Origin of the sequence: Achromobacter sp. SIMBA_011, from assembly GCF_046535435.1 — a bacterium.
Taxonomy (GTDB): Bacteria; Pseudomonadota; Gammaproteobacteria; order Burkholderiales; family Burkholderiaceae_B; genus Achromobacter; species Achromobacter dolens.
The window spans coordinates 277931-303210 of sequence record NZ_JAWRWN010000005.1; the positions used below are offsets into that span (position 1 = coordinate 277931).

The window sequence follows — 25280 nt, forward strand, 5'->3', positions numbered from 1 at the left end:
TTTTTTTAGGATTGCTTGGATTCGAGGAGGCTCAGCAGCGCGATAAGGTATTTGTCCTGTGTGGCTGAAACCTCATCAACCGTGCGCGATTGAAGATACTGCTGGAGCTGATCGGTAAGCTTCTGCTGAAGACCCGGATCGGCAAGGTCTGGAGTTTCGAATGTCGCCCACCGCTTCATCATGCCGGGTGAAAAATGGTGCAGGAAATTGGCGAATCCGCCTTCTCCACCGGTGGTGTGAAACGAGGAATATTGGCCTTGTATGGCCCATTTTAAAGCTGGGCCGAATCGAAGCGCGTCCTCGACGTCACCCACGGTCGCATAGTCGTTCGCCACTAGCCAGACTGCTTCACGAAACAGTGCGCTGGCTAACCGGTTCGTGATGTGGCCGAACACTTCCTTGCGCACCCGTATTGGATGCTTTCTCATCGCGATGTAGAGCGCTTCGATTGTGTCGATCGCCAGAGGGCTGGTTTCGTGGCCGCCTCCGATTTCGACCAAGGGCATTAGATGCACAGGGTTGTAAGGATGACCGAGGATTACACGGTCGGGGAATCGGCACCCCTTTTGTAGTTCTGTAATAGGCAGGCTGGACGTGCTGGAGGCGATCAACACATCTTGCGGCACGATGGCGTCTATACCCCGTAGGAGGCTTGCTTTGAATTCAAGTCGTTCGGGGCAGCTTTCGTGTACCAGGTCGGCGTTTTGTATAGCGTCGGCTAGTGTGGGCGCGAATGAAAGTTTTAGGCTGGGGTAGTCGCCGGCGCAAAGGTCCAGTTCGAGCATGGCGCTCCAGGCACGCGAAATCTGCGTGCTGGCGCGCTCCTGCATTGCAGCGGACGGATCATAAGCGGTTACCTCGAAGCCGCGGGCGAGATAGGCTGCAGCCCATCCTGCGCCGATTACGCCGGCGCCGATGACGGCCACACGCTGGATGCTTTTCGTTCCTCGATACTGCATTTCTCGCTCCAGTGTCAGATGACATCCTCGGCCCGCAGGCGATCAACGTCCGCCTTCGTACGCCCGAGGATGTTGATCAATACATCGTCGTTGTGTTCGCCTAGTAATGGCGCCGCTCGGTATTCGGTCACGGGGGTTTCGGAGAACCGGACAGGATTTCGAACCATGCTGACTTCTCCCGTTTTGGAAAGTACATGTGGGGCTCGGACCTCCATCTCTCGATGTCTAACCTGAGGATCATCGAAAACCTGGCTTAAATCGTTGACGGGTCCGCAGGGGACGCCATTTTTTTCTAGTTCAGCTAGTAGGTCCTCTGCCTTCCATTCGGCCACGATGGGATCCATGATTTCCGCCAAGGCCTTTCGATTCAGACCGCGCCCAAGGTTCTTCTCGAATCGAGGATCAACCGCGAGTTCCGGCGTCCCGATGACGCGGCAGAACCTGACGAACTGTTCGTCATTGCCGATAACGATAACGATGACTTGATCCGCGCAAGAGAACGTCCGTTGGGGCATGCCACCATTGCCTTCGTTCCCACGGCGTACGGGAACTTCGCGCGACAAGAGATAATGACTCGAATAGTGCGAGATGGATGCGACAATTGAGTCCAGCAAAGCGATGTCGATATGCTGACCTTGACCGCCACTCACATCGCGATGATATAGAGCGGCCAGTACAGCGGATAAGGTGAAATGGCCCGCTTGTATGTCGGCGAGACTTGGGCCGACTTTCATCGGTCCCGCACCGGGTAGTCCTTCAGCGACCCCGGTGACGCTCATAAGGCCGCCCATGGCCTGGAAGACGAAATCATAGCCAGGCCGGTGACTGTACGGCCCTGATTGCCCGAAGCCGGTGACGGAGCAATAGATCAGTCGAGGATTTACGGACTTCAGGCTTTCGTAGTCCAGCCCGTAGCGCTTCAGATCATTGACTTTGTAGTTCTCGATCAGAACGTCCGATTTCGCTGCCAGGTCGCGAATCAGCGCTTGTCCCTCCGGCTTGGTAATGTCTACCGTGATCGACTTCTTGTTGCGATTGGCGCTCAGATAGAACGCCGACTCTTGCGTGTCATTACCGTGGGCATCCTTTACGAAGGGGGGGCCGAAACGGCGAGAATCGTCTCCTGACTTGGGCCGCTCGACCTTGATCACTTCGGCGCCGAAATCGCCCATTAATTGGGCCGCCCACGGGGCAGCGAGGATGCGACTGAGATCGAGAACACGGATTTTTTCGAGAGGTAGCGACATAAAGAACCTTCGTACAAAAGATGTGAGGCTAGCGTAGCGTTGAGCGTTAAGCGCAGATGCGAAAAAGATTGATTTCTGCTTGATACAGGGTAGTCGTTGTGACAGTATCCGCAACACGCACGGCTCGACCGTTGACTTATGCTGACTGCCACGGCCGTGAGCGCCTGGTTGCAGGGACAGAACAAGGAAATGTATGCAAGTATTCAATTCCCAAGCTGAACTTCTGGCATTCGTTGGTCGCGCGGCCAGATCGCCCGAGTCTTTGATCGAGCAGGCCTTGGTCGATTCCTTCGCAGAAATTACTGGCGACCGGCAATGGATACACACGGATCCGCAGCGCGCGGAAAGAGAGAGCACGTATGGTGGAACGATCGCTCATGCCATGCTAACGCTATCGCTTTTACCGAAGCTCTATGCGCAGACATTTGAATTTCGAAATCGAAGCTTTGGATTGAACTATGGTTTCGATAAAGTGCGGATACCCTCGGCCTTACGGTGCGGGCAGCTGATAAGCGCTGCATTTCTGCTGGTCGCGGCTGAGCCACAGCAGGGTGGTGTCCGTTGCACGTGGGACGTAACAGTAACCGCTTCCGGTGCTGCGAGGCCCGCCATCGTGGCCCGATGGCTGACTCTCAATCAGTACCAATCCGCCTGATGATGAGTGCAAGCCACCGTAGCCACTCGCGTCCGTGCTACTGGCGCTGGAAGTTCAGCTTTTTGGTAACGGGCGTCCAGCGCTTTATCTCGTCGCTAACGAATTCGGCATACGCCTGGGGGCCCGATGGCGGAATGGTCATCCCAGCTTCCTCCGCGCGTTGCTTGAAGTCGTCCGACTTCACGGCGACAGCGGCTGCTGCGCTCAATTTGGTGATGACTTCAGGGGGCGTATCTTTCGTGACGTTCAAGCCCGCGAAGGTGTGCACTAGTAAGTCCGGGTAGCCGAGGCTCTGGAGGGTCGGTAGGTTGGGGAACAGCGCATTGGGCTTGTCTCCGGTGGAGGCGTAAGCCTTGACCTTGCCTAACTTGATCATGGACTGTGCGGTCGTCGGCGTGGCCATCATCAGATCGACCTGACCGGCGGCAATGTCGACCGCAGCGGGCTGCTCGCCCTTGTACGGAACATGCACCATTGGAGACTTTAGCTCGTCGGCAAGCATTTCCATGCCGAGGTGTTGGATGCCGCCCACCCCGCTCGATCCGTAGGTGAACTTACCTGGGTGCGCCTTGATGTTGGCAATTAGCTCCTGAGCGGTATCCGCTTTGATAGTGCTTCGGCCAATCAGTATGTAGCCGGTCTTGTAAAGCATGCCTACCGGCGCTAAGTCGCGCGGATAGTTCTCGGCTGCCTTGTCGATCAAAGGCAGCAAAACTTGAGGGCCGGATCCGCATACGCACACCGTATAGCCGTCGGGAGGGGCAGCGATGGTGGCCGCCGCCATGACGGAACCCGCTGCGCCCGTGCGATTTTCAACGACAACCGGTTGACCAAGCTCCTTGGACATTTCAGTCGCCGCGGCTCGACCCATAATGTCGGTGGTGCCGCCGGCAGAGAAGCCGATGATCAAGCGAATCGGGTGGTTTGGATATTCGTCCTTGGCATTGGCGTGGGACGTGTACAGCATAGGCAGCGAAAAAGCGTAAGCCATTACCAGCCGTTGCATAGGGCGCCGCAGGGAAAAAGGCATATGTCTCATAGTTATTGTCCTTTGTTAAATAGGTTGCAGCGATAGGTTCCGCAGTGTGGAACCGGTATCTTGCTGTGGAATCAAAGTTTAGGCCAGTCCATGGCGATGTCAAGCAAAAGCGCTTAGTGCGCCGCTCTGGGTATGTAACGTGCCGGCTGGATGGGCAGGTCTGACGTGGCGTTGGCCCGAGCGAGCTCACAACGGTCATCCACAGCCCCGGCTTTCGATGTGATTTCGGGGCATGAAATCTGAGTCGTATCGTGAAGTGCAATTGGGACCACGTTGACGTTCACGTCGCCAAAGGGAGATATCGGATCGGAAAGAACCTGCACGTTGCAAATACGGATGACGGGTGGGAGTTCGTGGCAAAGGAAATGGTCACGATAGTCTCATCATCAGACGCATGAGAAGACGCGCCAAGCAGCACGGGGCATCGCGATCAATCAATGCAGCGGAGTAGTAATTCATCGAGAGGACGGTCGCATCCGGGACAAGGACAGCTACGGGACCGATCCTGATCCCCCGAAAGGCTAGAGAAGCAAGGCGGCTGCAGGTTCATTCTGCAGCCGCCTTGCCGTGCCCAATGAGCGCAACCTTGTTCTCCGGGACTCGACAAGCTGTCAGTTAGTTGTCCTTATGCGGGCCATGAACGTGGCTGGCCCGATAGCTTAGGAGTTGGCCACATAGGTCACTACCTTACTAAAGGGCCAGCCCAGCAATGTTTGAACGGGTGGTGACTCAGTGCATGGCCTGGTTGGCTTCTGAAATCGGCCCGCGGGGTGCGATACCTTGCTGTGCGTGTACGCAACAAGCTGACCGATGGCGATGCGCTGCTCAAAGCTTGTTGAAGAAGTGCGGGATTGACGAAATTTTCAGGCTGGCTTTCTGAAGATGGACTGCGCTCTGGCTCGTTGAGCGAAGTGCATCTGATGCTCATCACAACGATGCCTATCAGTGTACTGTGGCAGAAGACCCGGAACCCCCGCCAAAAAATGCGGCTCACAGAGTATGAATTGTTGCGGACAGCTGATCTTAATCCTCCGTTCTTTCGCCCCTAGATCGGAAAATTTCGCGGCCGCGGAATCCCCAGAGAAAAGATGCTATCGGACTACTGAGTCCCTTGTGCGGGGTTTTGGCTTTTTTTGCCTGAGAGGGACTATCGAACTGGAGCTCTAAGTTGGGCGATTGGCGGAACAGATTGAACGAATGCGCTGACCCTCCGTCGCTAGACACTGGCTCCTTGTGGTGGGCTCCAGAGAATGACCATTGGTCATTGGCCAGAGCCAACAGCGCATAGTGACGCCAGTTTCGACACCTCTCTTTGTTGACGACCGATCGCCAATGGGTCGAGGCTGTGTGGAAACTCCACTCGCCCTAACAACCACAGCGAATTCACCTGGACCGCATCAACTTGGGCGGTCCTCACTTCGATTTTTCGACGCGAGACGCCCTAAAGGCTGTTTGAGCGGCGCGGATAGGATTTGAAGTGCGTCATTGGTCACAAGAAGGGCTCAGCCCCCCATCGACAGCATCGCTTTCATCGTTTGCTTGAAGCCCAGGATGCGCATGACTCGCTTAAGGTTATAGGCCAGTACATTCAAGCTCATCTCCGTGCTCACATTTCCCAAGCGACGAGTTAGGAAGTGCGTATAGCCCATCCAATGCTTGAACGTGCCGAACACATGTTCCACCGTGCGCCGCCGCACCTTCATTGCATCTGGCATTCGGTCTAGACGGCGCTGCGCCGCCTCAAGCACGGCCTCATGTTCCCATCGACTGATGCGCCGATACGCGCTAGGTGTGCATCGCTCCTTCATAGCGCATTGTGGGCAGGCACTACTCCAGTAGCGCCGCAATTGAAGACCATTCTCCTCTCGCGTAAACCGGTGGATGGCGCGCTGGCCCGCAGGGCACTGGTACTCGTCGTCCTTCGCGATGTAAATGAAGTCCGAACGGTCGAAGCGGCCTTCGGCCTTGGCATTGGAAGTCGTCGGCTTGGGCAAGATCGCATCAATACCTGTCTCTGCACATGCCTTGATCTGAGGCGCGCTGTAGTAGCCACGATCGGCAATCGCGCGCAGTCGCTTCTTGCCCATCGCCTCCCGCGCAGCTTGTGTCATCGATGCCAAGAAGTCCCTGTCATGTCCTCGGTTCGTCACTTCGTGCGCGACGATCAGATGGTGCTTGGCTTCGACAACCATCTGCACGTTGTAGCCGACCATCCCCGAGCCCCGACCGCTGGTGGCCATCGAGCGGGCATCCGGGTCGGTCACCGACAGTTGACCGTCTGGACTGTCTTTGAGCTTCTCCTTGACTTCATCAAGCGTGCGCATTTGTTTGCGCAGACGTTCGATCTTGTCATTGAGCCGATTGGTCCTGGCCTCGATCTCGACAGGTTGCGTTCGGTCGGCTGTGTCGAGCGCCGCCAGATAGCGGTGGATGCTCTCCTCAATCTGCTGCTGACGTTTGTCTATCTTGGCAGCCGTGAAGTTCTTGTCGCGCGTGTTGACTGCCTTGAACTTACTTCCATCAACGGCAACCAGGGCTTGGCTGAATAGCTTGAGATCTCGGCATACGGCAACAAACCGCCGGCAAACGTTGCGAATGCCCGAGCCATTATCACGGCGGAAATCGGCGATGGTCTTGAAGTCTGGCGCCAGACGGCCGACGAGCCACATCAGTTCGACGTTGCGTTGGCACTCTCGCTCGAGTCGACGACTGGACTGGACCCGATTTAAGTAGCCGTAGATGTAGATCTTCAGCAGCACGGCCGGGTGATACGACGGGCGGCCGGTAGCTGCTGGTGCCGCCTTCTCAAATCCCAGCGATTCCAAGTTGAGCTCGTCGACGAATGCGTCGATTATGCGCACCGGGTTGTCGTCGGCGATGAAGTCATCCAGGCATTCCGGGATCAACGCTACCTGCTGCCGGTCCTGACCTTCGATGAATCGGGGCATGTCGACTCCCGTTATCGAGATACCAAACTCTATCTAGATCACCGTAGCGGCGTCAAAGAGTTTTCACACAGCCTCGGTCGGGAACGATCATCGACCCGACCCGACCGCCCCTCCTTACTGCTCCCCTTCCCCCGTCACTCCCATTACTTCAGTTCTGGAAATTCCACCACGGTGTCATTCGCACGATTGAACACGTTCGTAAACGTGATGACGGCGATGGCCAATGCGATATCCACGACGGCCTCGTCCAGATAACCCGCCGCGCGCAAGGCCATGAATTGCTCGGCGTCGAGGGTGCCTCGGCCTTCTTGAAGGTGCCGGACAAATTGGATCAGCGCATCGCGCTTTGCATCGCCGGTCGGCTGCAGCGCCCTGATGGCGCGCACGGTGTCCACGGGCAGGCCGGATGCCTTGCCCGCCAAGCTGTGTGCAGCGACGCAGTAGTCACAACCGGCAATCGCGCTCACCACCAACTTGATGGTTTCGCGGTCCTGCGCGGACAGGACGCCTTGCGCCAGCACCGCGTCGGCGGACAGCATCACCTTAAGTGCGGGCGTATTCAAGGCGCCAATGGCCGCATAGGCGTTGGGGACCATGCCCACCGCTTTGCGGATAGCGGCGAAAACGTCGGCGGTTTCGCCGGAGGCGCTAGCGGCGGCGGGCGTGTTGATACGGGAAGTCATTTTCTTGGTTCCTTTCAAAGTGGTGTTGCTGAAAACCGGCAGCCGTGAACCCGCCGATACAGAGAAATTCAAGTTCTACGCGCAATGGCGGCGTTCAGGCCCAAGGCGATCAGTTCCGCCATGGCCGCCACGACGCCAATTGCCCAAATGGCGCCAGCGCCCAACACGGTGGCACCTAGGGCGCTGCCGATTGAAAATCCGAAATACATCGTCGAGGTGTTAAGCGCTAGCGCAACGGGCGCTTGCGAGGGGACGCCCGCGCCGATAAGCCGTGCCATCTGCGCGGGAAAGAATGACCACACCGTGAAGCCCCACACAGCCACGGCGCTCATGACCAGACCCAACGAAACTCCCGGTGGCAGCACCGTTGCAACGGCCAAAGCCAGGAACGACAACGCCAACAGCACGAGTGACCCGCGCACCACCGTGCCAGCCCCGAAGCGATCGTTGAGAACCCCACCGGTCATGACCCCCGCCGCTGCACAAAGCCCCCAGAGCGAGACAGACGCTGTGATCTCCAATGGGCCAAAGGCCAACACGGCGCTCAGATACTCGGCGATATATGGGTAGGCAGCAAAGGCGCCGATTGACCAGAACAGGCTGACCGCCAGCAAGCGCAACACGGAACGCTGCGCCACCACCGAGACACGTTCGCGCAAACTGGCCACCGCGATGCCCTGCCCCGCGTCACGGTCGATGCCAGTCAAAATGCCTGCAATGGCCACCAGGCTCATCGCGCCGACCAGCAGAAAGGTTGCCCGCCAGCCGAACGCGTGGCCGATCAGTCCGCCAAGTGGCAGACCCAGTGCGATGGCCAATGTCTGCCCCCCGCTGACAATGGCAAGCGCACGCCCCCGCATCGTGGGTGGGACGATGACGCCGGCCAGGCCATTGGCGGCGGGCACATATAGCCCCGCCGCAATGGCCATCAGCACGCGCGCGGCGATCAGCACGGTGAACGACGAAGACAGCGCGGCCACGACGTTGCCAATGGCGAACAGGGCCATCGCAATCAGCAGCACCTGCTTGCGGGCCATGCGGCCGGTCGCCACGGTGGTCACCGGCGACGACAATGCCAGCACCAGCGTGAACACGATCACCAACAGCGCGATGGTGGGCACGGGCAGCGCAAAGTCCTTCGCCATGACCGGCAGCAAGGGCGCGATCATGAAGCCTTCGGTGCCAATGGCGAACGTTCCCAAGGCCAGGAATCCCGCCGGTAGCAACACCGTGCGCGAATTGTTGGCAAGCGTTGCGGTCATGACGCAACTCTCCTACAAGTGCAGTCTGTGCGGGCACGAGCCCGCCTGTCAGGCGTCTTAGACGGGGATGGGATTGGCGGCGATTTCAGTGTTGAAACCGTCAATCAGCTCATGTTCGCCAATGCCGGGGTTGTCGCGCAGGGCACGAATCGCCTCAACAAATACTTCCGGTGCGTCGGTCGCCAGCCCCTTCATCGTTTCGGCGATGAAGGCGTCCAGCGGCATGGCGCGAGGGTCACCGCTCTTTTTGATCAGGTCGGTGTCGACCCACGGAGGCGCGATTTCCTGGACGGACACGCTCGTGCCTTTGAGCATGAAGCGTTGCGACAAGGCATACGAGTGCAGCGCCGCCTTCGAAGCGGAATAGACGGCATTGGTGGCGATAGGCACGTAGGCCAGGACCGAGGTGTTGTGAATGATCGTCGCGCGCGGCTGCGTCTTCAGATGTTCGATCAGCGCAGAGGTCAGCCGGATAGGGCCAAGCAGGTTCGTGTCGAGAATCTGGCGCGACACGGCATCATCGATTCGGCCCGAGGGATCGTCGAACGGCATGATCCCCGCATTGTTGATCAGTACATTCAGCGTCGGGTAGTCGCGGATCAGTTGCGCGGCAACGCGGTCGATGTCGGCCGCATCCGAGATGTCCAGGGCGATGCCCTCGATCCCCGGATGGGCGGCGGCCACTTCATCCAGCAGGGCCTGACGGCGCCCGGCGATGATGACCTTGTTACCCAGGGAATGAAACTGTTCGGCAAGCGCGCGGCCAATGCCCGAGGTGCCGCCCGTGATAAAGATTGTGTTGCCCGTCATCTGCATGATTTGTCCTTGTGTGGCGCCTGGATGGCGCCTTCGATGGACGTACTATGCGCGGGTCGGGTGAAGTCTCAAATGCCATAGATCCGTCAAAAACGGACACCGGTTATAAGCAGGCCGCCCAAGGTCACTTAGGCGGCGTCGCGGTCTTGCATCGACACCAGGCTCCGCTTCACGCTGGCCGGGGGCTGGCCAAGGTTGCGCAGGAAGGCGCGCCGCATTCGGTCACGGTCAGCAAAACCCGTGTCACGCGCCACGATTTCCAAAGGGTGACGACCGTCTTCCAACATGACGCGCGCAGCCTCCAAGCGCAGCATTTCCACGGCTTTGGCCGGAGACCGCCCGGTTTCTTCGCGAAATACCCGGCTGAACTGACGCGGTGAAAGGCTGGCAGCCTCGGCAAGCTCTTCGACAGACAAGGGATTGCGCAGGTTTTCACGGGCGTAGGCCAGCGCGCGCTTTACCCGGTCAGAGCGAGGCTCCAGCGCAAGCATCGCCGAAAATTGCGATTGCCCGCCGTGGCGACGATGGTAGACGACAAGCCTACGAGCCAGTGCCCGGGAAAGCGCAGCCCCATGGTCGTCCTCGATCAGCGCAAGCGTCAGGTCGATGGCCGATGACATTCCCGCCGACGTCCAGATGTTGCCGTCACGGATGAAAATTCGGTCCTCTTCGACCCTGACCTTCGGAAAGCGCGCCCGAAGCGCCGGCGCATGCGCCCAGTGCGTGGTGGCGGTACGGCCGTCAAGCAGACCGGCGTGCGCTAGTACAAAAGCGCCTGTGCATACCCCAGCCACCCGGCGGGCTTGTTCCCCCGCACGGGCGAGATACGCACGCAGCCCGGGCGAAATATCCTGGGGCGCCAATTGGCCGGCAACCATCAGGGTATCGGGTATGACACCTAGCGGCGTTGTTTCGATACCTGCGTTCATGGACGACCTGACCGTGCCGCCTTTTTCAGAGAGCACCGTCAGCCGATAGCCCTTATCGCCCAGCTCAGTATTGGCGAGCTCAAAGGCAGAGAGCGCCGCCAAACCCATCAGCTGGAAGCCATCTTCCAGGATTAAACCAACGTGCCGCATCATGCTTCCTTTTCAGGCAATGAAAGATCAGCTTAATCCGGCACGGGGAACTGCATCCACGTTGTTGAAAAATATCGGCCCACTTTGTTGCGCCATTTGGACGTCGAAAGCCATCCTTCGTTATTCCTGTTTCCGGCAATCGCGCAGCAGCGCATAAAGCCCCGCCGCACCAAAAGCCGCCATACCCAGGCCCACGCTGACGAATAGCCCGGTCTGCGTGGTGGCGATCAGCCCCCCACCCAATGCCACCACCGTGCGCGCCAAGGCCCCCGCCAACGGTACCGCCATCTTTCCGGTGCCTTGCGCGGCGCAGTACTGGGTGAATCCAAGCCCGAAGAAGCCAAAAAAGGGGCCAACATGGCGCAGGTAAACGCTTCCCGTCGCCACACTTTCGGGGTCCGTCAAAAACGCGCCCAGCCATAACTCGGGCCATATCGCAACCACCAACCCAATAGTCTCGGCAACGCCGAACCCCAGACAGGCTGCGATCAACGCGGCGCGGCGTGCGCGATCGATCCTGCCTGCCGCCGCGTTGGTGCCAATCAGGATCGCGGCAGGCCCGCCGATGCCGAAACTGAGCGGCACCAACAAGAATTCCAATCGCGCAGCCGCGCCGTATCCGGCCACGGCCGCCAGACCGTACGCCCCAACGTAGCCGGTAACGATAGCGATGGTGAGATTGGTACTTGACGCGATAACGGCCGACACGCCGCCGACCTTGAGAATTTCGGCAAATAGCCGACGTTGCAGCCGCACCGGTCTGGCGGCCGGCTGCAGCACCCCTTGGCCACGCCAAAGATATATTGCGAAAACCAGGCTACCAACGGCGTAATACAAAACCATTGCCAACGCGCCGCCTGTCACGCCCAGCCCCTGAAAGCCTGCCGCGCCAAAGATCAGCAGCCACGATACCGGTATCAGGATGACGCCGCCGCCGCACACCACCCGCATCGGCAAGCGCACATTGCCACTGCCCCGAATGAGCGCCAGCAGTGCATTGAACAGCCATATCAGCGGTGCGCCGCCAAAGACGACGGCGGCATAGTGGTCGGCGTGCGCAAGCGCTTCGCCGCTAGCTCCCATGGCACTGAACGCCGCAGAGCCAAAAGCCAAGACGAGCCCTGCCGTGACAAGCCCAAACGCCACCGCAATGGCGACAGCATGCCAAACCAGCGCATTGGCTTGCACGCGGTCGTTGCGCCCCAGCGCCCGCGCAACCGCGCCAAGCATTCCCCCACCGACCGCGCCGGTCGCAAGCGCCGTCGTCAATGCCAGCAGTGGAAACACAACCGACACGCCAGCGAGCACGTCTTCACCGAGCTGGGAGAGAAACCACACCTCCATCAGTCCAACAAACGTTTGGCTGAGCATCACCAGCAGTGTCGGGCCGGCAAGCGACAACATCACAGGCAAAATCGGGGCGGTCAGCAGGCGCTCGGTCTGGACGTCACGGCTGCGGGAATCGGTCTGCGCGGTCATGACGGCACTCGAAGACGGTTCTGGGCGGGCGCAGAATAGGCCAATGTCGTGTTGGCGGGAATGTCGAATACACGGCAATTCGCGCCATGCTGATAGCCAGATGCGAAAAAATGGGGTCAGGCTGGACTCACCCGGATTTCCCCGGTTGCTCAAACCAGCCCACATCTGACTCATGCGCCCACGCGCTGAAGCGTCTTCAGTTTCAAGCCATGTGCAGTAGCAGCTTGCCCACGGTGAAACGGCTTGCCATCTCTACGGGGGCCCTTGCGGCTTCGGCAAGTGGATACTCGCCTCCGATAAGCACTCTGAGCTTGCCTTCGGCTATCCAATCGAATTTCCGCTACCGGCCGAGGTTGTGTGAGAACTCACCGTGCTGAGGGTCATGTCGGAAGTTGGCCTCTCAGATCAACTCAGGATCGACGATCGGAGTTGAGGGAAGGGTTTGAACACCCTCGAAAACAAGTCCATCACGAGTTTTCACACAGTCTCGGCCGGAACCGGTCAGTCGTGAGATGTGGGCAGGGAGAGTCGCTAAGAATGTGAGCCAGTGCAGGAGCATCTGTCGCGGGGGGGCGGCTGCCTGCCCAGATTCGGGAGAGGAGCGGCATCGCCGTCCAGAGTAGGCGACGACGCTGCACTGACGCCCACGCTATCTGGTCGAGACATTGCATACCGAATTCAATGAACGTGTCGTCTAAGACTTCCATGGTCAACGAACCGCGCAGCCCAAGGTGCATGCATCAGATTTCACTACGCCTTCGATTTAGATAGAGCATTCGGTTCGAAGTTACATGAAGTTCGACATTCTGCCGATCCCATCGGGGCTTCTCAAGCATCCCCTCCTTTATCGACTTGTAGGCGCGACGGCCGCGCCCTCAACACCAAGGCTAGCCAAGGATTGCTCGACGAATCCGCTCAGTTTCATTTCTTCTACGAAGCCGGCCAGGACCTTTTGCGCCACTTCGCCGCGGCTGCGGGGCAGGCCCATGGCCTGGCGGATAGTCATGAAGCTGCCAGGTAATAGGCGCAGGCCACCCAAGCGCGCGGCGTCGGCTTCGAGTTGTTGGCGTACACCGGCTGCCACGTCCGTGCCGTCTCGCAGGAAGGTGTCAACGACGGTTGGCGAGGTCGCGGCCCGGGTGATGGCGGCGCGTTGCAGTTCGCGGGTCAGGTAGAGATCGTAGGCGCTGCCCAGGCCAACGGTGACGCGGTGGCGCGGGTCGTCGACTTCGGCGATGTCGAGCAGGGGCGAATCGTCGCGCACCAGGTAGGCGCCTTCGATCAGGACGTAGGCGTCGGTAAAGGCGATGCCGGCGGCGCGCTTGGGGTCGATGGCGAAAAAGCCGATGTCGGCGGCGTCCTGGCTGACGGTGTCGACTGCCTTGCCGGCGCTGTCGAGGACGATGAGTTCCAGGGCAACGCCGAGCCGCTGCGCGAAGGCGCGGGCCAGGTCGACGGAGACGCCGGCGGGGGCGCCACTGGCGTCGCGGGTGGCCAGGATGGGGTTGCCCAGGTTGATGGTGGCGCGCAGCACGCCGGTGGGGGAGAAGGCCCGGACGATGTCGGCGGGGATGTTGGAGGTGCCGGAATGGACGGGGGCGTCCGAACGGGCGGTAGTGTTTGAAATTGTGGTCATTGCAGTCTTGGCAGAGGACAGTGGGAAATTCAAAGGCGGTGGCGGATGGCTGACAGGTCGTAGCGGATAGGTCATAGCCGTAACAGCCAACTCACACGCTGTACCGCCCCGCACCCGGCGCACAGCACAGGTCGATCCGTTGCGGCTCTAGGTCGTTCCCGAACCACGCATTGATCGCGGCGCGGCGTTCGCCGACATAGACCGGCGCGCCATCGGCGTCGAGCTTCATGCCAAGGTCATGGCCCGGCACGAGCAGCGTACCGGGGCGCTTGCGCCACCACTCCCAGATGCGTTCCAGGCTGGCGTGGCTGGCGGCGGCGTCGACGGTGTCGGCCACCTGGCCCGAGACCAGTTCGGCGCGGTTCTTGGCCGCGTCACCGGTGAACAGAATGGGTTGGCGTGGGTCATCGACGTAGAACAACAAATGCCCGGGAGTGTGGCCGGGCGCGGCGATGGCGGTGATGCCGGGCAGGAAGACGTCGCCGTCGCCGATGCGGCGCACTCGGTCGAGCTGGTCGAGTTCGCGCACGTACAGTTCGGGCAGCGGGTTGAAGCCGGGCGGCTGCGCGGCGGCCCATTGCAGTTCCTGCGCTCCGATCCAGACGGTGGCGTTGGGAAACAGGGTGAAGTTGACCGCGTGGTCGTAGTGGGCGTGGGTGAGGACGACCTCGGTGATGTCGGCCGGCGCGACGCCGCAGGCGTCCAGGTGGCGGCCGAGCAGGTGGCGCACGCCGAACGCTCCCACATCCACCAGGATCTTGTGGCGGTCCGAGCGCAGCAGCGTGCTGGTGCTCCAGCCCAGGCCGCCGTGGCAGACGGCGCGGCCGGGGTAGCCCTGGATCAGGATGTCGATCTGGTACATGGGGTCACTCCGCGGTGATGTGGGCCTGGCTGATCAACTGGCGATAGCGTTGCAGGTCGTCGCGCAACTGGCGCGTGAATTCCTCGGGCGTGCCGGCGACGATTTCATTGCCGCCTTCGGTGGCGAGCTTGCGCACCACCTCGGGGTCCTTGACCGCCTGCACCACGGCGTCGTGCAGGGTGGCGATGATGCGCGGATCGGTGCCGGTCGGAGCCAGCAGGCCCTGGAACTGGGTGATGACGAAGTCCTTGTAGCCCAATTCCTGCATGGTGGGTAGGTCGGGCAGGCTGGAGGCGCGGCGCGGGCCGGTGACGGCGTAGGCGCGCAGCTTGCCGGACTGTATGTGCGGGGTGGCGGTGACGGTGGTGTCGAAGGTGAAGGACAGCTGCCCGCCCAGCACGTCGGTCAGGGCCTGGGCGTTGCCTTTGTAGGGCACGTGCGTCAGTTGAGTGCCGGTGCGCAGGGCAAGCAGTTCGCCGGCCAGGTGGCCGCCGGCGCCCAGGCCGGCCGAGCCGTAGGTGACCGCGCCCGGCTTCTTGCGGGCGGCGGCGAGTAGGTCTTCGATGCTGTGTGCGGGCGACTGCTGCGGCACCACCAGCGCATACTGGTAGCTGGTGATCTGGCTGATCGGGGCGAAGTCCTTCAGCGGATCATAGGGGGTTTTCTTGTACAGCGACGGGTTCACCACCAGCGGGCCGCTAGCGTCCAGCAGCAGGGTGTAGCCGTCGGGCGCGGCCTTGGCGACGAAGTCGGTGCCGATCATGCCGTTGGCGCCGGGCTTGTTCTCGACCACGATGGTGCCCTTCAGGGTCTTGCCCATGCGGGCCGCGACCACGCGGGCGGTGATGTCGGCCGCGCCGCCGGCCACGTAGGGCACGATCAGGCGGATCGGCTGGCTGGGGTAGTCGGCGGCGCCGGCCTGCGGCGCGGCCAGGGCCGTCGCCAGGCCCAGGGTGAGCAGTGCGATGTGCTTCATTTTGGGGGTCTCCTCCGGAATGCCGGCTCAGCCCTGGCCGGCGTGTTGGCGCAGCAGCGCCAGGACGTCTGCGGCGACTTCGATGCCGTGGGCGCGCTGGCGCGCCAGCTTGGCCAGTTCGATCTCGCCGGGCTGGATCACGGGGCGGGCCGGGTCGGCGGTCGGGCTGGCGTGCAGGATGGCGGCGAAGTCGTTCATGCGTTCGGCCAGCCATTGCGTCGAGCCCAGGCGGCGGGTGTCGATCAGCAGGAAAAAGTGACCCAGGTTCTGCGGTTTGTCGGGCGCGTCGACCCAGGATTTGACGTGAGTGAGGTAGGCGGCGTTGGACAGCAGGCCCGCGAACAGGTCCACCATCAGGGCCAGGCCGTAGCCCTTGTGGCCGCCGATCGGCAGCAAGAAGCCGTCCAGGGCCTGCTTGGGGTCAGTGGTGGGCTGGCCTTGGGCGTCGGTGGCCCAGGTGTCGGGGATGGCCTGGCCCGCCTTCAGGGCGTTTCGGATCTTTGCGCGGGCCACCACGCTCATCGCCATGTCGAGCAGGAAGTGGGCGCCGTCCGGGTTGGGGACGGCAAAGCCGATGGGGCTGTTGCCGACGCGCGCGTCGGTGCCGCCCCAGGGGGCGATGGTGGTGGTGGCGTTGCTGCCGATGATGCTGGCGTAGCCGGCCTCGGCGGCGATCAGGCCGTAGGGCGAGATCGGGCCGAAGTGGTTGCTCTGGCGGGCGAATGCTAGGCCCACGCCGCATTCGCTGGCGGCCTGCATGGCGGCGCGCAGCGCGTGCATGCCGACCAGCGGGCCGACGCCGTTGTCGCCATCGACCAGGCGCAGCGCGGGGGCGGGGCTGTCCACGCGGATGCGGGCCTGGTGGTTGATGCCGCCGACCTGCAGGCGTTCGCCATACGATTCGATGCGCGACAGGCCGTGGGTCGACAGGCCGAACAGGTCGGCCAGCACCAGGATGTCGACCACGTCGACGGCGTCCTGGCGCGGCAGGCCCAGGCCTTCGAAGGCGCGCACGCCCAGGGCGCGCAGTTCGGTTTCCGGGACGAGATAGGGGGAGCCAGCGGTGGCGGCCATGATCAGCAATCCTTGTGTGAAATAAGAGAGGGGCTTATTCGGCGGAAAGACGCGCGTCTTTCACCACCTTGTTCCAGCGGCGCTCTTCGGCGTCGATGAAGGCGGCGAATTCGGCGGGCCCGGCGCCGGACGGTTCGGCGGCGTCGTGGGCCAGGCGCTGGCGCACGGCGTCGGTCTGCAGGGCGCGCTGGGCGGCGGCCTGCAGCCGTGCGATGGCCTGCGGCGGCGTGCCGGCCGGGGCCAGCAGGCCGAACCATTGGGAGCTTTCGAAGCCGGGGTAGCCCTGCTCGGCCACGGTGGACACGTCCGGCAGGATCGGCAGGCGCTGGGCCGAGCCGACGGCCACGATCTTGATCTTGCCGGCCTGCGAGTGCGGCAACAGGCCGGGGATGCCGGCCGCGGCGGCATCGATGTTGCCGGCCAGTAGGTCGGTGACCTGGGCGCCGGTGCCCTTGTACGGCACGTGCACCACGTCGATGGCGGCGGCGGTCTTGAGCATTTCGAAGGCCAGGTGGCCGGCGCTGCCGTTGCCGGCCGAGCCGTAGTTCAGGACGCCCGGTTTGGCGCGCGCCAGCGCCGCGAATTCGGGCAGGGTGGTGGCCGGCACCTTGGCGCCCACGGCGAATACCATGGGCAGCTTGGCCAGCAGGATGATCGGGGCGAAGTCGCGGCGCGGGTCATACGACAGGTTGGGCATCATGGTCGGATTCACCGCCAGGGTGCCGACGTGGCCTAGGATCAGCGTGTAGCCGTCGGGCCGGGCGCGCGCCGCTTCCACGGTGGCGATGCTGCCCTGGCCTCCGCCCTTGTTCTCGACGATGACCTGCTGGCCCAGGTCACGCGACATCTCCACGGCGACGGCGCGCGCCACCACGTCGGAACTGCCGCCGGGGCCGTAGGGCACCAGCAGCCGAATCGGGCGTTGCGGCCAGGCGTCGGCGTGGGCCGAGAAGGGGGCGGACGACAACAAGGGGGCGGCGGCCAGTGCCAGCGCGGTGCGCAGGCAGGCTCTCCGTAACGGCTTCATGGGTGAGGTCTCCTGTTCGGGCCGCTATTGGTTGCGGCTGGGAGACATCGTGCCCCGCCCTCGGAATCGAGTAAAGTGCAAAAATTCGTTCAATTCTTGATGAAAACGCATGAATTTCGATCTTGCCGATCTGCGCGCCTTCCTGGCGGTGGCCGACCTGGGCAGTTTTCGCGCGGCGTCCGAGGCGCTGCACCTGTCACAGTCGGCGCTGTCGCGCCGCGTGGACAAGCTGGAGGCGGCGCTGGGCGTGCAACTGATGACGCGCACAACGCGCAAGGTCGAGCTGACCACCATCGGCCGCGGCTTCGTGCCGCGCGCCCGCAGCGTGCTGAATGAGCTGGAGAGCGCGTTGGTCGGCATCCGCGACGTGGCTGAGCGGCTGTCGGGCATGGTGACGATTGCCTGCGTGCCTTCCGCGGTGGCGTATTTCCTGCCGGATGTGATCCGCGAATACCACGCCAGTTATCCGCGCATCCGCATCCGCATCATCGACGAGTCGTCCTCGCTGGTGCTGACGGCGGTGGCGCGCGGCGACGCGGATTTCGGCCTGACCTACATCGGCGCCAACGACGCAGAGATCGAGTTCAAGCCGTTGCTGGAAGAGCCGTTCGTGGCGGCGGTGAACCGCAAGCATCCGCTGGCCAAACGCAAGTCGGTGGATTGGACCGACCTGGAGGAGCATCCGTACATCACCCTGGCGCAGGGCAGCGGCAATCGTTTCCTGATGGACCAGGCGCTGGTGCACAGCGGCAGCCGGCCGCGCCATTTCTGCGAGGTGCAGCACGTGCCGGCGCTGGTCAGCATGGTGGAGGCGGGCCTGGGCGTGGGCGTGGTGCCGCGCCTGGCGATGCCGGATGAGAATCATGGCACCCTGGTCAGCCTGCCGCTGCGCAATCCAGCCGTGAGCCGCACGATCGGCCTGATCCATCCGCGCGGTAAGACCTTGAATCCAGTCGCGCGGCTGTTCTACGACCTTCTGGCGCAACGAGTAGGAGCGCGCCAAAAGTAATGGCCCTCTAATGGCGGCCTGATCTGCCGATTCCGATATGGCTTCAAAGGTCCGAACGGGAAAGCCGTTGGTCGCTGGGCGTCGTCCACTCTCTGAGCGTGTAGGGACGGCTGCGCCATGCCGAGATGGGCAGGAGTTTGGAGACGTGACGGCAATCTGATTGCCTCGGGCGGCGCGGGCGAGCCTATAAATAAAAAACTGAGATGGCCGTTCGCTCTTGGCCGCGAGCTGACCTTGGCGGCCGTCTGCGGAGACTCAAAAAGTCATATCGATGCTGGTCAGGCCCCCAGCATGGAGCCATATGCGATCCGCAATGCGATGCGGATCAAGACCTTTCTTGCGTGGAAGCCGTGGAATCTTCCATCCCTTGAAGCGCTAAGACACTATTTTGCCGGTCCTGGACCTCTTTGGCAGAGAACCCGCTCTGTCCGTAGACCTTCGCGCGTCTGGCATCCTCGAGATGTTTGCGCATCAGGCCGGCAGCTTCTATAAGATCCTGCGTTTGAATCGCGGCGAGAATGGCCAGATGCTCTTCTGCTTGGGTGCGCCGTGGCGTACGCGCACTGGCCTGGCGATACTCTACCAGGCGGCGAAGTTCATTTAGTCGTTGAATCGTCTGCAGGACAAATCGGTTGCCAGACCATTTTGCTAGGGTTTCATGGAAGTGGCAGTTTGCTTCAAAGAGCTCAATTGCAGTCATCGTTTGATAGCCACCGTCAACGATGAAACGCTGTTCTCGGATCAAGCCTTGGAGCTCGTTTCGATCTGCTGTAAACCACGGGCTCAGAATCGCGGCTGGTTCTATCGACTGCCGGAACAAATAGCTCTCTTCGTAGGCCTGTGGGGAGTCGATCATAGGTAGGAACAACCAACCGTTACCGACCCGCTGTTCCACCCACCCCTCTTTTGCTATCCGGGAAAGTACCTTTCGCAGAGTGCTGCGCGCGACGCCGAATAGCCTCATCAACTGAGCTTCACTGACCTCGTCAGGCAGTTCCCCCGCTTGCCGTGCGCGGGCGATCCTGTCGTAGAGAGGATCGTCTGGCTCTGCAAGCAAGGTCCGCGCCTCTTCTTCCAGGTCCTGCGCAGCGCGTGTCAGCACGAAGCGGCGGTTGGCGTCCCGGTGCACGAGGCCCAGCTCCGACAGATGCCGCAAGGCAACTTGTACGGGGCTTCGCGACGTACCGATCGCTTCCGCAAGCGCGACTTCTGCAAGAGGGCTCCCCGCCTCGCGCTTTTCACGGCGCACTAGTGCGACGATCTCGCGGACGACGCGGGCTTGTACCGAGGTAAGTTCCTTCGTCTTCTCCATGGCAGGATTCTAGCGCGTCGCCGTCGATGAAGCGGCGTAGCGGCCGCCGTTGCGAGTATCAGTCGATTTTGAGCTGGAACTTGGATATCAGCGCGGACATCTTTTCCGAATCCTTATTGATAATTTCGCGTAGCGCTTGCGGCCCGCCCGCAACAGGCGTGGTCATTGCGTCGTTCAGGCGCTGACGGACCGATGGATCTCCCATCGCTTGCCGCGTGGCGTCGGCCACAGTTTCAATCCGGTCCACGGGTGTCCCTTTGGGCGCGACCAGGCCCATCCACGACGTGAATTCATATCCCGGCACGCCGCTTTCAGCGACCGTGGGAACGTCCGGCAGAGCGGGGTTGCGCTGGCTGCTGGTAATGGCCAAGGCCTTCAGCTTGCCAGAGCGTATGTGCGGCAACGCGGCCAACGGAAAGGCAACGACCGTGGATATCTCGCCGCCCAAAACACCGATCATTGCCGGGCCGCCGCCTCGATAGGGCACATGAACGAGATCGACTCCCGCCATGGATTTGAGCATCTCTCCTGCAAGGTGATTGGCACTGCCATTGCCGGCAGTGCCGTAGGTGAAGCCGCCAGGCTGTTTGCGGGCAAGCGCCAGGAACTGGGCAAGGTTCGCGGCGGGTACTGACGGATGCGCGCAGATGATGAGATCAATCGACGTCATGAGGCTCACGGGAGCGAGGTCTGCCACGTGATAGCCGGGGTCCTTGTATAGAAACGGGTTGATGGTCATCGTTCCCTGGTTCACAAACGTCAGCGTGTAACCATCACTCGGCGCACGGGATCCGGCGGCTGTGCCGATGTTGCCCGCGGCCCCGGCGCGATTGTCTACGATCACGGACTGGCCCAGCGCCTTTTGCCAAAGGGGTTGCAGCAGCCGACACACGGCGTCCGCATCGCCGCCGACGGGTTGCGGAACGATGAGCGAAATGGCCTTTTCGGGATACTGGCCCGCCGCCAAGCTGACCCGGGACAGCGGCAGGGACAGCGCCGCCATGGCCAGGCCCGATAAGGATCGCATCGCGCGGCGCCGGGATTCGTTTTGAATGTGATACTTAGTAGCCATGTGAATGTCCATGGTTGTCTCCTCAGTTGTTTTGTAATGTGCTTCCGTTATGTACTTCAGTCTGGGCTTGGCTGCTGCGCGTTAGTACAGCGGCACCACGCCGATCAAACCGGCCACGGCAATCATCACCAGCGCCAGCAGCACTGCCCATTTCCACGTGAACCGCTGGTGCGCGCCGAACTCCACGCCCGCGATGCCTATCAGTACGTAGTTCGCGGCCACCAGTGGACTTAATTGGTGGACCGGCTGCCCCAGCAACGAAGCGCGCGCGATGATCTCGGGCGCGATGCCGTAGGCCTTGCCCGCCTCGGCCAGGATCGGAACGACACCGAAATAGAAGGCGTCGTTCGACAGGAAGAAAGTCATCGGTGCGCTGAGCAGCGCCGTGATCAGCGGAAGGAAATTGCCCGCCGACTCCGGGATGATGCCGATCACACTTTGGGCGATGGCGTCAGTCATCTTCGTGCCCGACAGGATGCCGGTGAAGATCCCTGCGGCAAAAATCACGGAAACCACGGCAACCACACTTGCTGAGTGTGCTGCCATGCGCTCTTTTTGGTCTTGCAGCGACGGGAAGTTCACCGAGATCGCGATCGCGAACGCGCCCATGAACAGCAGCGGCAATGGCAGTGCACCGACTACCAGCCCGACCATCAGCGCGCAGGTCAGGATCAGGTTGAACATCATCAGCGGCTTGCTGCGAGGATGGCTGGACAGCTGCACGTTGCCGCCCAGCGGAGATTCCATGACCGGCGCGGCGTCGCGCCATTGAATGGTCTTGAGCCGGGCGCGTTCCCGGCGACCAAACCACCATGCAATGCCCAGCGTCACGGCGGACGCGGCGATCATGCCCGGAATCAGCGGAAGGAAGACTTGAGAGGCATCCAGATGAAGCGCGCTCATGACGCGTGCTGTCGGGCCGCCCCAGGGGGAGATGTTCATGATGCTGTTGCTCAGCATCGCCAGGCAGGGCAGGATCAGCGGATTGATCCCCAATTGGCGGTGCAAGGGCAACATGGCTGTCAGGCACAGCAGGTAGGTTGTTGAGCCATCGCCATCCAGCGACACCAACAGCACGAGCAGGGTAGAGCCGACGATCACCCGCATGGGGTCGCCCTGGCAGACGCGTACGATGGCGCGAATGAGAGGGTCGAACAGCCCCACGTCGATCATCAGGCCGAAGTACAGAATGGCAAACATGAGCAAGACGCCGGTCGGTGCAATGGCGCGCAGGCCGCTCATGACCATCGGGCCGATCTCTGGGCCAAAGCCGCCAAGCAGGGCGAACAGAATGGGAACAGTGATCAAGGCGATCAGGGCGGTAGCACGTCCGCTCATGATGAGCGCCATGAACGCGATGATCATCCCGTAGGCAAGCAGGGTAAGCATGGGTTTGTCTCCTGGCTTTGTTATGGTTATCGAATTGCAGGGCGAACGATGCCCCGCCCGGTCGATGCCGGGCGAGCCTTTCGCGCCGCGGGGAGGGGGTTAGGGTTGGCTGTTTTGGTGCAAGTAGTCTCGCCAGACGAGGGGCATGATTCCGCCATGGCGCCAGTAATCGACGTCCTCGGTCGTGTCCAGCCGCACGATCAGCGCAATTGTGGTCGTGGTGCCGTCAGCTCGGTGAATGGCGGCCTTGACACGATCCCCAACAGCTAGTTGTTCGGTCAAGCCCAGGACATCAATCGTTTCAGAGCCGTCAAGCGCCAGCGAATCGGCTGTGGTGCCAGGTTCGAACTGCAAGGGCAGTATGCCCATGCCCACGAGATTGGTGCGATGGATGCGTTCGAAGCTTTCGGCGATCACGGTCTTCACGCCGAGCAATGCCACGCCCTTGGCCGCCCAGTCGCGCGATGAACCGCACCCGTAGTTGCGGCCTGCAATCACGGTAAGCGGCGTTTTCCGTTGCAGATAGGCCTCTGCCGCCTCGAAGATCCGCATTTGCTCGCCTTCGGGCATCAGGCGTGTATAGCCGCCTTCGACGCCGGGAACGATACGATTGCGCAACCGGATGTTCGCGAACGTGGCACGCACAGCGACGTCATGGTTGCCGCGACGCGTGGTGTAGTTGTTGAAGTCCGCCTTTTGCACGCCTTTGGCCAGCAAGAAATCGGCGGCGGGCGTGCCCAGGCTGATCGCGCCAGAGGGCGAAATATGATCCGTGGTGACGGAGTCGCCAAGGATGGCGAGCGGCCTCATGCCGATAATGTCGGACACCGGAGAAGGTTGCGCACGCAGCCCGTCGAAGTACGGGGGCTGGCGGATGTAGGTGCTGTCGGGCTGCCAGTTGAAACGTTCGCTGGCCGTACCCGACAGCGCATCCCACTGCGGGCCGCCGTCGAAAAGATCCGCGTATTTTGCGCGGAAGATTTCCGGTTCGTACGTGGTGTCCACCAGCGCGGCAATCTCCGCGGCGGTGGGCCACACGTCTCGCAGGTACACAGGGTTGCCGACCTTATCCACCCCGATGGGGTCGGTGGTGACGTCGCGCAGCAGCGTGCCGGTCAGCGCATATACGACGACCAGGGCGGGCGAGGCCAGGTAGGCGGCGCGCACATTGGGATGGATTCGGCCTTCAAAATTCCGATTGCCGGACAACACGGCGGTGGCTACCAGCTTTTCACGTTCGATGGCTTCTGCGATGGGCTGGGGCAGCGGGCCGGAGCCACCGTTGCACGTTGTGCAGCCAAAGCCTGCGACGTGAAAGCCCAGGGTATCCAGGGCGTTTTGCAAACCGGCCTTTTCCAGCACCGCGGCGGTCACATGGCTGCCGGGCACGAGTGATGTCTTTACCCATGGCTGCGTGCGCAGTCCCAAAGCAACGGCTTTCTTCGCCACCAGGCCAGCCGCCATCATGTTGACTGGGTTGGCCGTGTTGGTGCAACTGGTGATGGCTGCAATGACGACGGCGCCGTCGTGCAGCGCGTAGTCCGCGCCCTGTACGACCACCTTACGACGGTCATCCACGGGTATCCCGGCGATGTCGATGTGATGCTGTTCGAACGCGCGCCTCGCCTCGCCCAACAGCACGCGATCTTCGGGGTTGCGCGGGCCGGCAAGACACGGAGCGATGTCGTCCAGCACGATGGTGATGACACGGTCGAAGACCGGCGCCGGCGTGGCGGCATCGCGCCAGAGGGCCTGCGCCTTGGCATAGGCCTCCACCAGTTCCAGTTGGGATTCGTCGCGGCCTGTCATGCGCAGGTAGGAGAGGGTGCGGTGGTCGATGGGAAAGTAAACCGCCGTGGCGCCGTATTCCGGTGCCATATTTGCGATCATCCCCCGGTCGCCTAGGGACAGGGTTTCGAGGCCGTTGCCGAAGAACTCGACGAACTGGCCTACCACCCCGATCTTGCGCATCTGCTGCGTGATGGCCAGTACAAGATCCGTGGGCATGACACCTTCGCGCAGTTGGCCGCGCACCTCAACGCCTACCACTTCGGGCAACGCCAGCGCAACTGGCTTTCCGACCATCACGGCTTCTGCTTCGATGCCGCCCACGCCCCAGCCCAGGATGCCCAGGCCGTTGATCATGGGCGTATGGCTGTCGGTGCCGACACAGGTATCGGGAATGGCCAATTCCTCGCCTTGCTGCGTTTCGATGCGAACCACCTGCCCGATGTTTTCAAGGTGGATCTGATGCATGATTCCTTTGCCCGGCGGCACGATACGCACGCCTTCGAAGCTGCTGCTGCACCAGCGCAAGAACGCGAAGCGCTCGCCATTGCGTTCGTACTCTTTGTCCAGGTTGACCTGGCGCGCGTCGGCGCTGGCCCAGCGGTCCACCTGCAGCGAGTGGTCAATGATGACGTCCACCGGCACCTTGGGGCGCACCGCGCTGGCGTCGCCGCCAGCATCGGCGACGGCATCCCGCAGCCCCGCCATGTCGACCAGCATGACCTGGCCAAGGATGTCCTGGCCGAATACGCGCGCTGGGTAGAAGGTAAGTCCGGCCCCGGTGTCGCGATTCAACAGCGCGGACATCTCGGACGCGGTGTCCAGCCCCTGGCGCGCTTGTCGCGCCAGATTTTCAAGCAGGATGCGCAGGGAAAAGGGAAGCCGCTCCACACCGGGCAAGCTGGCGATCGGGACGTAGCGAATCGTGCGGCCGGCCAGCGGCAGAATAGGAAGATCGTTCATGATGC

The 25280-nt window shown here is 61.7% G+C and carries 22 protein-coding genes; 3 read left to right on the forward strand and 19 right to left on the reverse strand.

The window, feature by feature from the left end; translation table 11 throughout:
- Positions 1–5: 5 nt before the first annotated feature.
- Both SB816_RS19520 and SB816_RS19525 read right to left on the reverse strand, forming a co-directional pair.
- Complete coding sequence (locus SB816_RS19520) at positions 6–959, reverse strand: 3-hydroxyacyl-CoA dehydrogenase NAD-binding domain-containing protein (RefSeq protein WP_006385430.1); 954 nt, start codon at positions 957–959, stop codon at positions 6–8.
- Positions 960–973: 14 nt separating this feature from the next.
- Positions 974–2206, reverse strand: a complete 1233-nt coding sequence (locus SB816_RS19525; protein ID WP_006385429.1) for a CaiB/BaiF CoA transferase family protein — start codon at positions 2204–2206, stop codon at positions 974–976.
- A 193-nt stretch (positions 2207–2399) separates the two neighbouring features.
- On the opposite strand from SB816_RS19525, the gene SB816_RS19530 reads away from it, so the two are divergent.
- Positions 2400–2861, forward strand: a complete 462-nt coding sequence (locus tag SB816_RS19530; RefSeq protein ID WP_006385428.1) for a MaoC family dehydratase — start codon at positions 2400–2402, stop codon at positions 2859–2861.
- A gap of 37 nt (positions 2862–2898) precedes the next feature.
- On the opposite strand, the gene SB816_RS19535 is transcribed toward SB816_RS19530, so the two are convergent.
- Positions 2899–3891, reverse strand: coding sequence for a Bug family tripartite tricarboxylate transporter substrate binding protein (locus SB816_RS19535; protein WP_006385427.1), 993 nt, complete (start codon positions 3889–3891; stop codon positions 2899–2901).
- Positions 3892–4329: 438 nt separating this feature from the next.
- On the opposite strand from SB816_RS19535, the gene SB816_RS19540 reads away from it, so the two are divergent.
- A complete protein-coding gene (locus SB816_RS19540; RefSeq protein WP_232295992.1) occupies positions 4330–4425 on the forward strand; it encodes a DUF2188 domain-containing protein in 96 nt (31 codons plus the stop codon).
- Between the two features lie 977 nt (positions 4426–5402).
- Here SB816_RS19540 and SB816_RS19545 read toward each other — a convergent pair.
- From SB816_RS19545 to SB816_RS19600, 12 genes are all read right to left on the reverse strand, one after another.
- Positions 5403–6848, reverse strand: coding sequence for an IS1182 family transposase (locus tag SB816_RS19545; protein ID WP_006385425.1), 1446 nt, complete (start codon positions 6846–6848; stop codon positions 5403–5405).
- Positions 6849–6991: 143 nt separating this feature from the next.
- Positions 6992–7531 (reverse strand): carboxymuconolactone decarboxylase family protein, encoded by a 540-nt coding sequence (locus SB816_RS19550; RefSeq protein WP_006385420.1) that lies wholly within the window; start codon positions 7529–7531, stop codon positions 6992–6994.
- A 68-nt stretch (positions 7532–7599) separates the two neighbouring features.
- Positions 7600–8793, reverse strand: a complete 1194-nt coding sequence (locus SB816_RS19555) for an MFS transporter (protein ID WP_006385421.1) — start codon at positions 8791–8793, stop codon at positions 7600–7602.
- A 57-nt stretch (positions 8794–8850) separates the two neighbouring features.
- Positions 8851–9609, reverse strand: coding sequence for an SDR family oxidoreductase (locus SB816_RS19560; RefSeq protein WP_006385422.1), 759 nt, complete (start codon positions 9607–9609; stop codon positions 8851–8853).
- Between the two features lie 128 nt (positions 9610–9737).
- The gene (locus SB816_RS19565; RefSeq protein ID WP_006385423.1) at positions 9738–10688 is read right to left on the reverse strand and encodes a GlxA family transcriptional regulator; all 951 of its coding nucleotides are present in this window, start codon (positions 10686–10688) and stop codon (positions 9738–9740) included.
- Positions 10689–10808: 120 nt separating this feature from the next.
- Entirely contained in the window at positions 10809–12167 is a 1359-nt protein-coding gene (locus SB816_RS19570; RefSeq protein ID WP_006385424.1) for an MATE family efflux transporter, read from the reverse strand.
- 202 nt (positions 12168–12369) lie between these two features.
- Complete coding sequence (locus SB816_RS19575; protein WP_080564215.1) at positions 12370–12492, reverse strand: hypothetical protein; 123 nt, start codon at positions 12490–12492, stop codon at positions 12370–12372.
- Positions 12493–13011: 519 nt separating this feature from the next.
- The gene (locus SB816_RS19580; protein WP_410547385.1) at positions 13012–13803 is read right to left on the reverse strand and encodes a transporter substrate-binding domain-containing protein; all 792 of its coding nucleotides are present in this window, start codon (positions 13801–13803) and stop codon (positions 13012–13014) included.
- A gap of 91 nt (positions 13804–13894) precedes the next feature.
- A complete protein-coding gene (locus tag SB816_RS19585) occupies positions 13895–14665 on the reverse strand; it encodes an MBL fold metallo-hydrolase (RefSeq protein WP_006384551.1) in 771 nt (256 codons plus the stop codon).
- A gap of 4 nt (positions 14666–14669) precedes the next feature.
- Complete coding sequence (locus SB816_RS19590) at positions 14670–15641, reverse strand: Bug family tripartite tricarboxylate transporter substrate binding protein (RefSeq protein ID WP_006384550.1); 972 nt, start codon at positions 15639–15641, stop codon at positions 14670–14672.
- 27 nt (positions 15642–15668) lie between these two features.
- A complete protein-coding gene (locus tag SB816_RS19595; RefSeq protein ID WP_006384616.1) occupies positions 15669–16715 on the reverse strand; it encodes an Ldh family oxidoreductase in 1047 nt (348 codons plus the stop codon).
- A 34-nt stretch (positions 16716–16749) separates the two neighbouring features.
- A complete protein-coding gene (locus tag SB816_RS19600; RefSeq protein WP_410547386.1) occupies positions 16750–17742 on the reverse strand; it encodes a Bug family tripartite tricarboxylate transporter substrate binding protein in 993 nt (330 codons plus the stop codon).
- Positions 17743–17851: 109 nt separating this feature from the next.
- Here SB816_RS19600 and SB816_RS19605 point away from each other — a divergent pair, with 109 nt between their 5' ends.
- Positions 17852–18751, forward strand: coding sequence for a LysR family transcriptional regulator (locus SB816_RS19605; RefSeq protein ID WP_006383830.1), 900 nt, complete (start codon positions 17852–17854; stop codon positions 18749–18751).
- A 325-nt stretch (positions 18752–19076) separates the two neighbouring features.
- On the opposite strand, the gene SB816_RS19610 is transcribed toward SB816_RS19605, so the two are convergent.
- The 4 genes from SB816_RS19610 to acnA form a co-directional block, all read right to left on the reverse strand.
- Positions 19077–20063: a GntR family transcriptional regulator gene (locus tag SB816_RS19610; protein ID WP_006383831.1), complete on the reverse strand. Its 987-nt coding sequence runs from the start codon at positions 20061–20063 to the stop codon at positions 19077–19079.
- A 58-nt stretch (positions 20064–20121) separates the two neighbouring features.
- Positions 20122–21147 (reverse strand): Bug family tripartite tricarboxylate transporter substrate binding protein, encoded by a 1026-nt coding sequence (locus tag SB816_RS19615; RefSeq protein WP_269875120.1) that lies wholly within the window; start codon positions 21145–21147, stop codon positions 20122–20124.
- 69 nt (positions 21148–21216) lie between these two features.
- Positions 21217–22524 (reverse strand): CitMHS family transporter, encoded by a 1308-nt coding sequence (locus SB816_RS19620; protein WP_006383833.1) that lies wholly within the window; start codon positions 22522–22524, stop codon positions 21217–21219.
- Positions 22525–22623: 99 nt separating this feature from the next.
- Entirely contained in the window at positions 22624–25275 is a 2652-nt protein-coding gene (gene acnA / locus SB816_RS19625; protein WP_006383834.1) for an aconitate hydratase AcnA, read from the reverse strand.
- Positions 25276–25280: the final 5 nt, after the last annotated feature.

Coding starts and splice junctions, on each gene's coding strand:
- SB816_RS19530 (WP_006385428.1), top strand. CDS start 2,400: ATGCAAGTATTCAATTCCCAAGCTGAACTTCTGGCATTCGTTGGTCGC.
- SB816_RS19615 (WP_269875120.1), bottom strand. CDS start 21,147: ATGGACATTCACATGGCTACTAAGTATCACATTCAAAACGAATCCCGG.
- SB816_RS19550 (WP_006385420.1), bottom strand. CDS start 7,531: ATGACTTCCCGTATCAACACGCCCGCCGCCGCTAGCGCCTCCGGCGAA.
- SB816_RS19525 (WP_006385429.1), bottom strand. CDS start 2,206: ATGTCGCTACCTCTCGAAAAAATCCGTGTTCTCGATCTCAGTCGCATC.
- SB816_RS19580 (WP_410547385.1), bottom strand. CDS start 13,803: ATGACCACAATTTCAAACACTACCGCCCGTTCGGACGCCCCCGTCCAT.
- SB816_RS19560 (WP_006385422.1), bottom strand. CDS start 9,609: ATGCAGATGACGGGCAACACAATCTTTATCACGGGCGGCACCTCGGGC.
- SB816_RS19605 (WP_006383830.1), top strand. CDS start 17,852: ATGAATTTCGATCTTGCCGATCTGCGCGCCTTCCTGGCGGTGGCCGAC.
- SB816_RS19535 (WP_006385427.1), bottom strand. CDS start 3,891: ATGCCTTTTTCCCTGCGGCGCCCTATGCAACGGCTGGTAATGGCTTAC.
- SB816_RS19520 (WP_006385430.1), bottom strand. CDS start 959: ATGCAGTATCGAGGAACGAAAAGCATCCAGCGTGTGGCCGTCATCGGC.
- SB816_RS19570 (WP_006385424.1), bottom strand. CDS start 12,167: ATGACCGCGCAGACCGATTCCCGCAGCCGTGACGTCCAGACCGAGCGC.
- SB816_RS19590 (WP_006384550.1), bottom strand. CDS start 15,641: ATGAAGCACATCGCACTGCTCACCCTGGGCCTGGCGACGGCCCTGGCC.
- SB816_RS19600 (WP_410547386.1), bottom strand. CDS start 17,742: ATGAAGCCGTTACGGAGAGCCTGCCTGCGCACCGCGCTGGCACTGGCC.
- SB816_RS19620 (WP_006383833.1), bottom strand. CDS start 22,524: ATGCTTACCCTGCTTGCCTACGGGATGATCATCGCGTTCATGGCGCTC.
- SB816_RS19610 (WP_006383831.1), bottom strand. CDS start 20,063: ATGGAGAAGACGAAGGAACTTACCTCGGTACAAGCCCGCGTCGTCCGC.
- acnA (WP_006383834.1), bottom strand. CDS start 25,275: ATGAACGATCTTCCTATTCTGCCGCTGGCCGGCCGCACGATTCGCTAC.
- SB816_RS19565 (WP_006385423.1), bottom strand. CDS start 10,688: ATGCGGCACGTTGGTTTAATCCTGGAAGATGGCTTCCAGCTGATGGGT.
- SB816_RS19585 (WP_006384551.1), bottom strand. CDS start 14,665: ATGTACCAGATCGACATCCTGATCCAGGGCTACCCCGGCCGCGCCGTC.
- SB816_RS19595 (WP_006384616.1), bottom strand. CDS start 16,715: ATGGCCGCCACCGCTGGCTCCCCCTATCTCGTCCCGGAAACCGAACTG.
- SB816_RS19555 (WP_006385421.1), bottom strand. CDS start 8,793: ATGACCGCAACGCTTGCCAACAATTCGCGCACGGTGTTGCTACCGGCG.
- SB816_RS19545 (WP_006385425.1), bottom strand. CDS start 6,848: ATGCCCCGATTCATCGAAGGTCAGGACCGGCAGCAGGTAGCGTTGATC.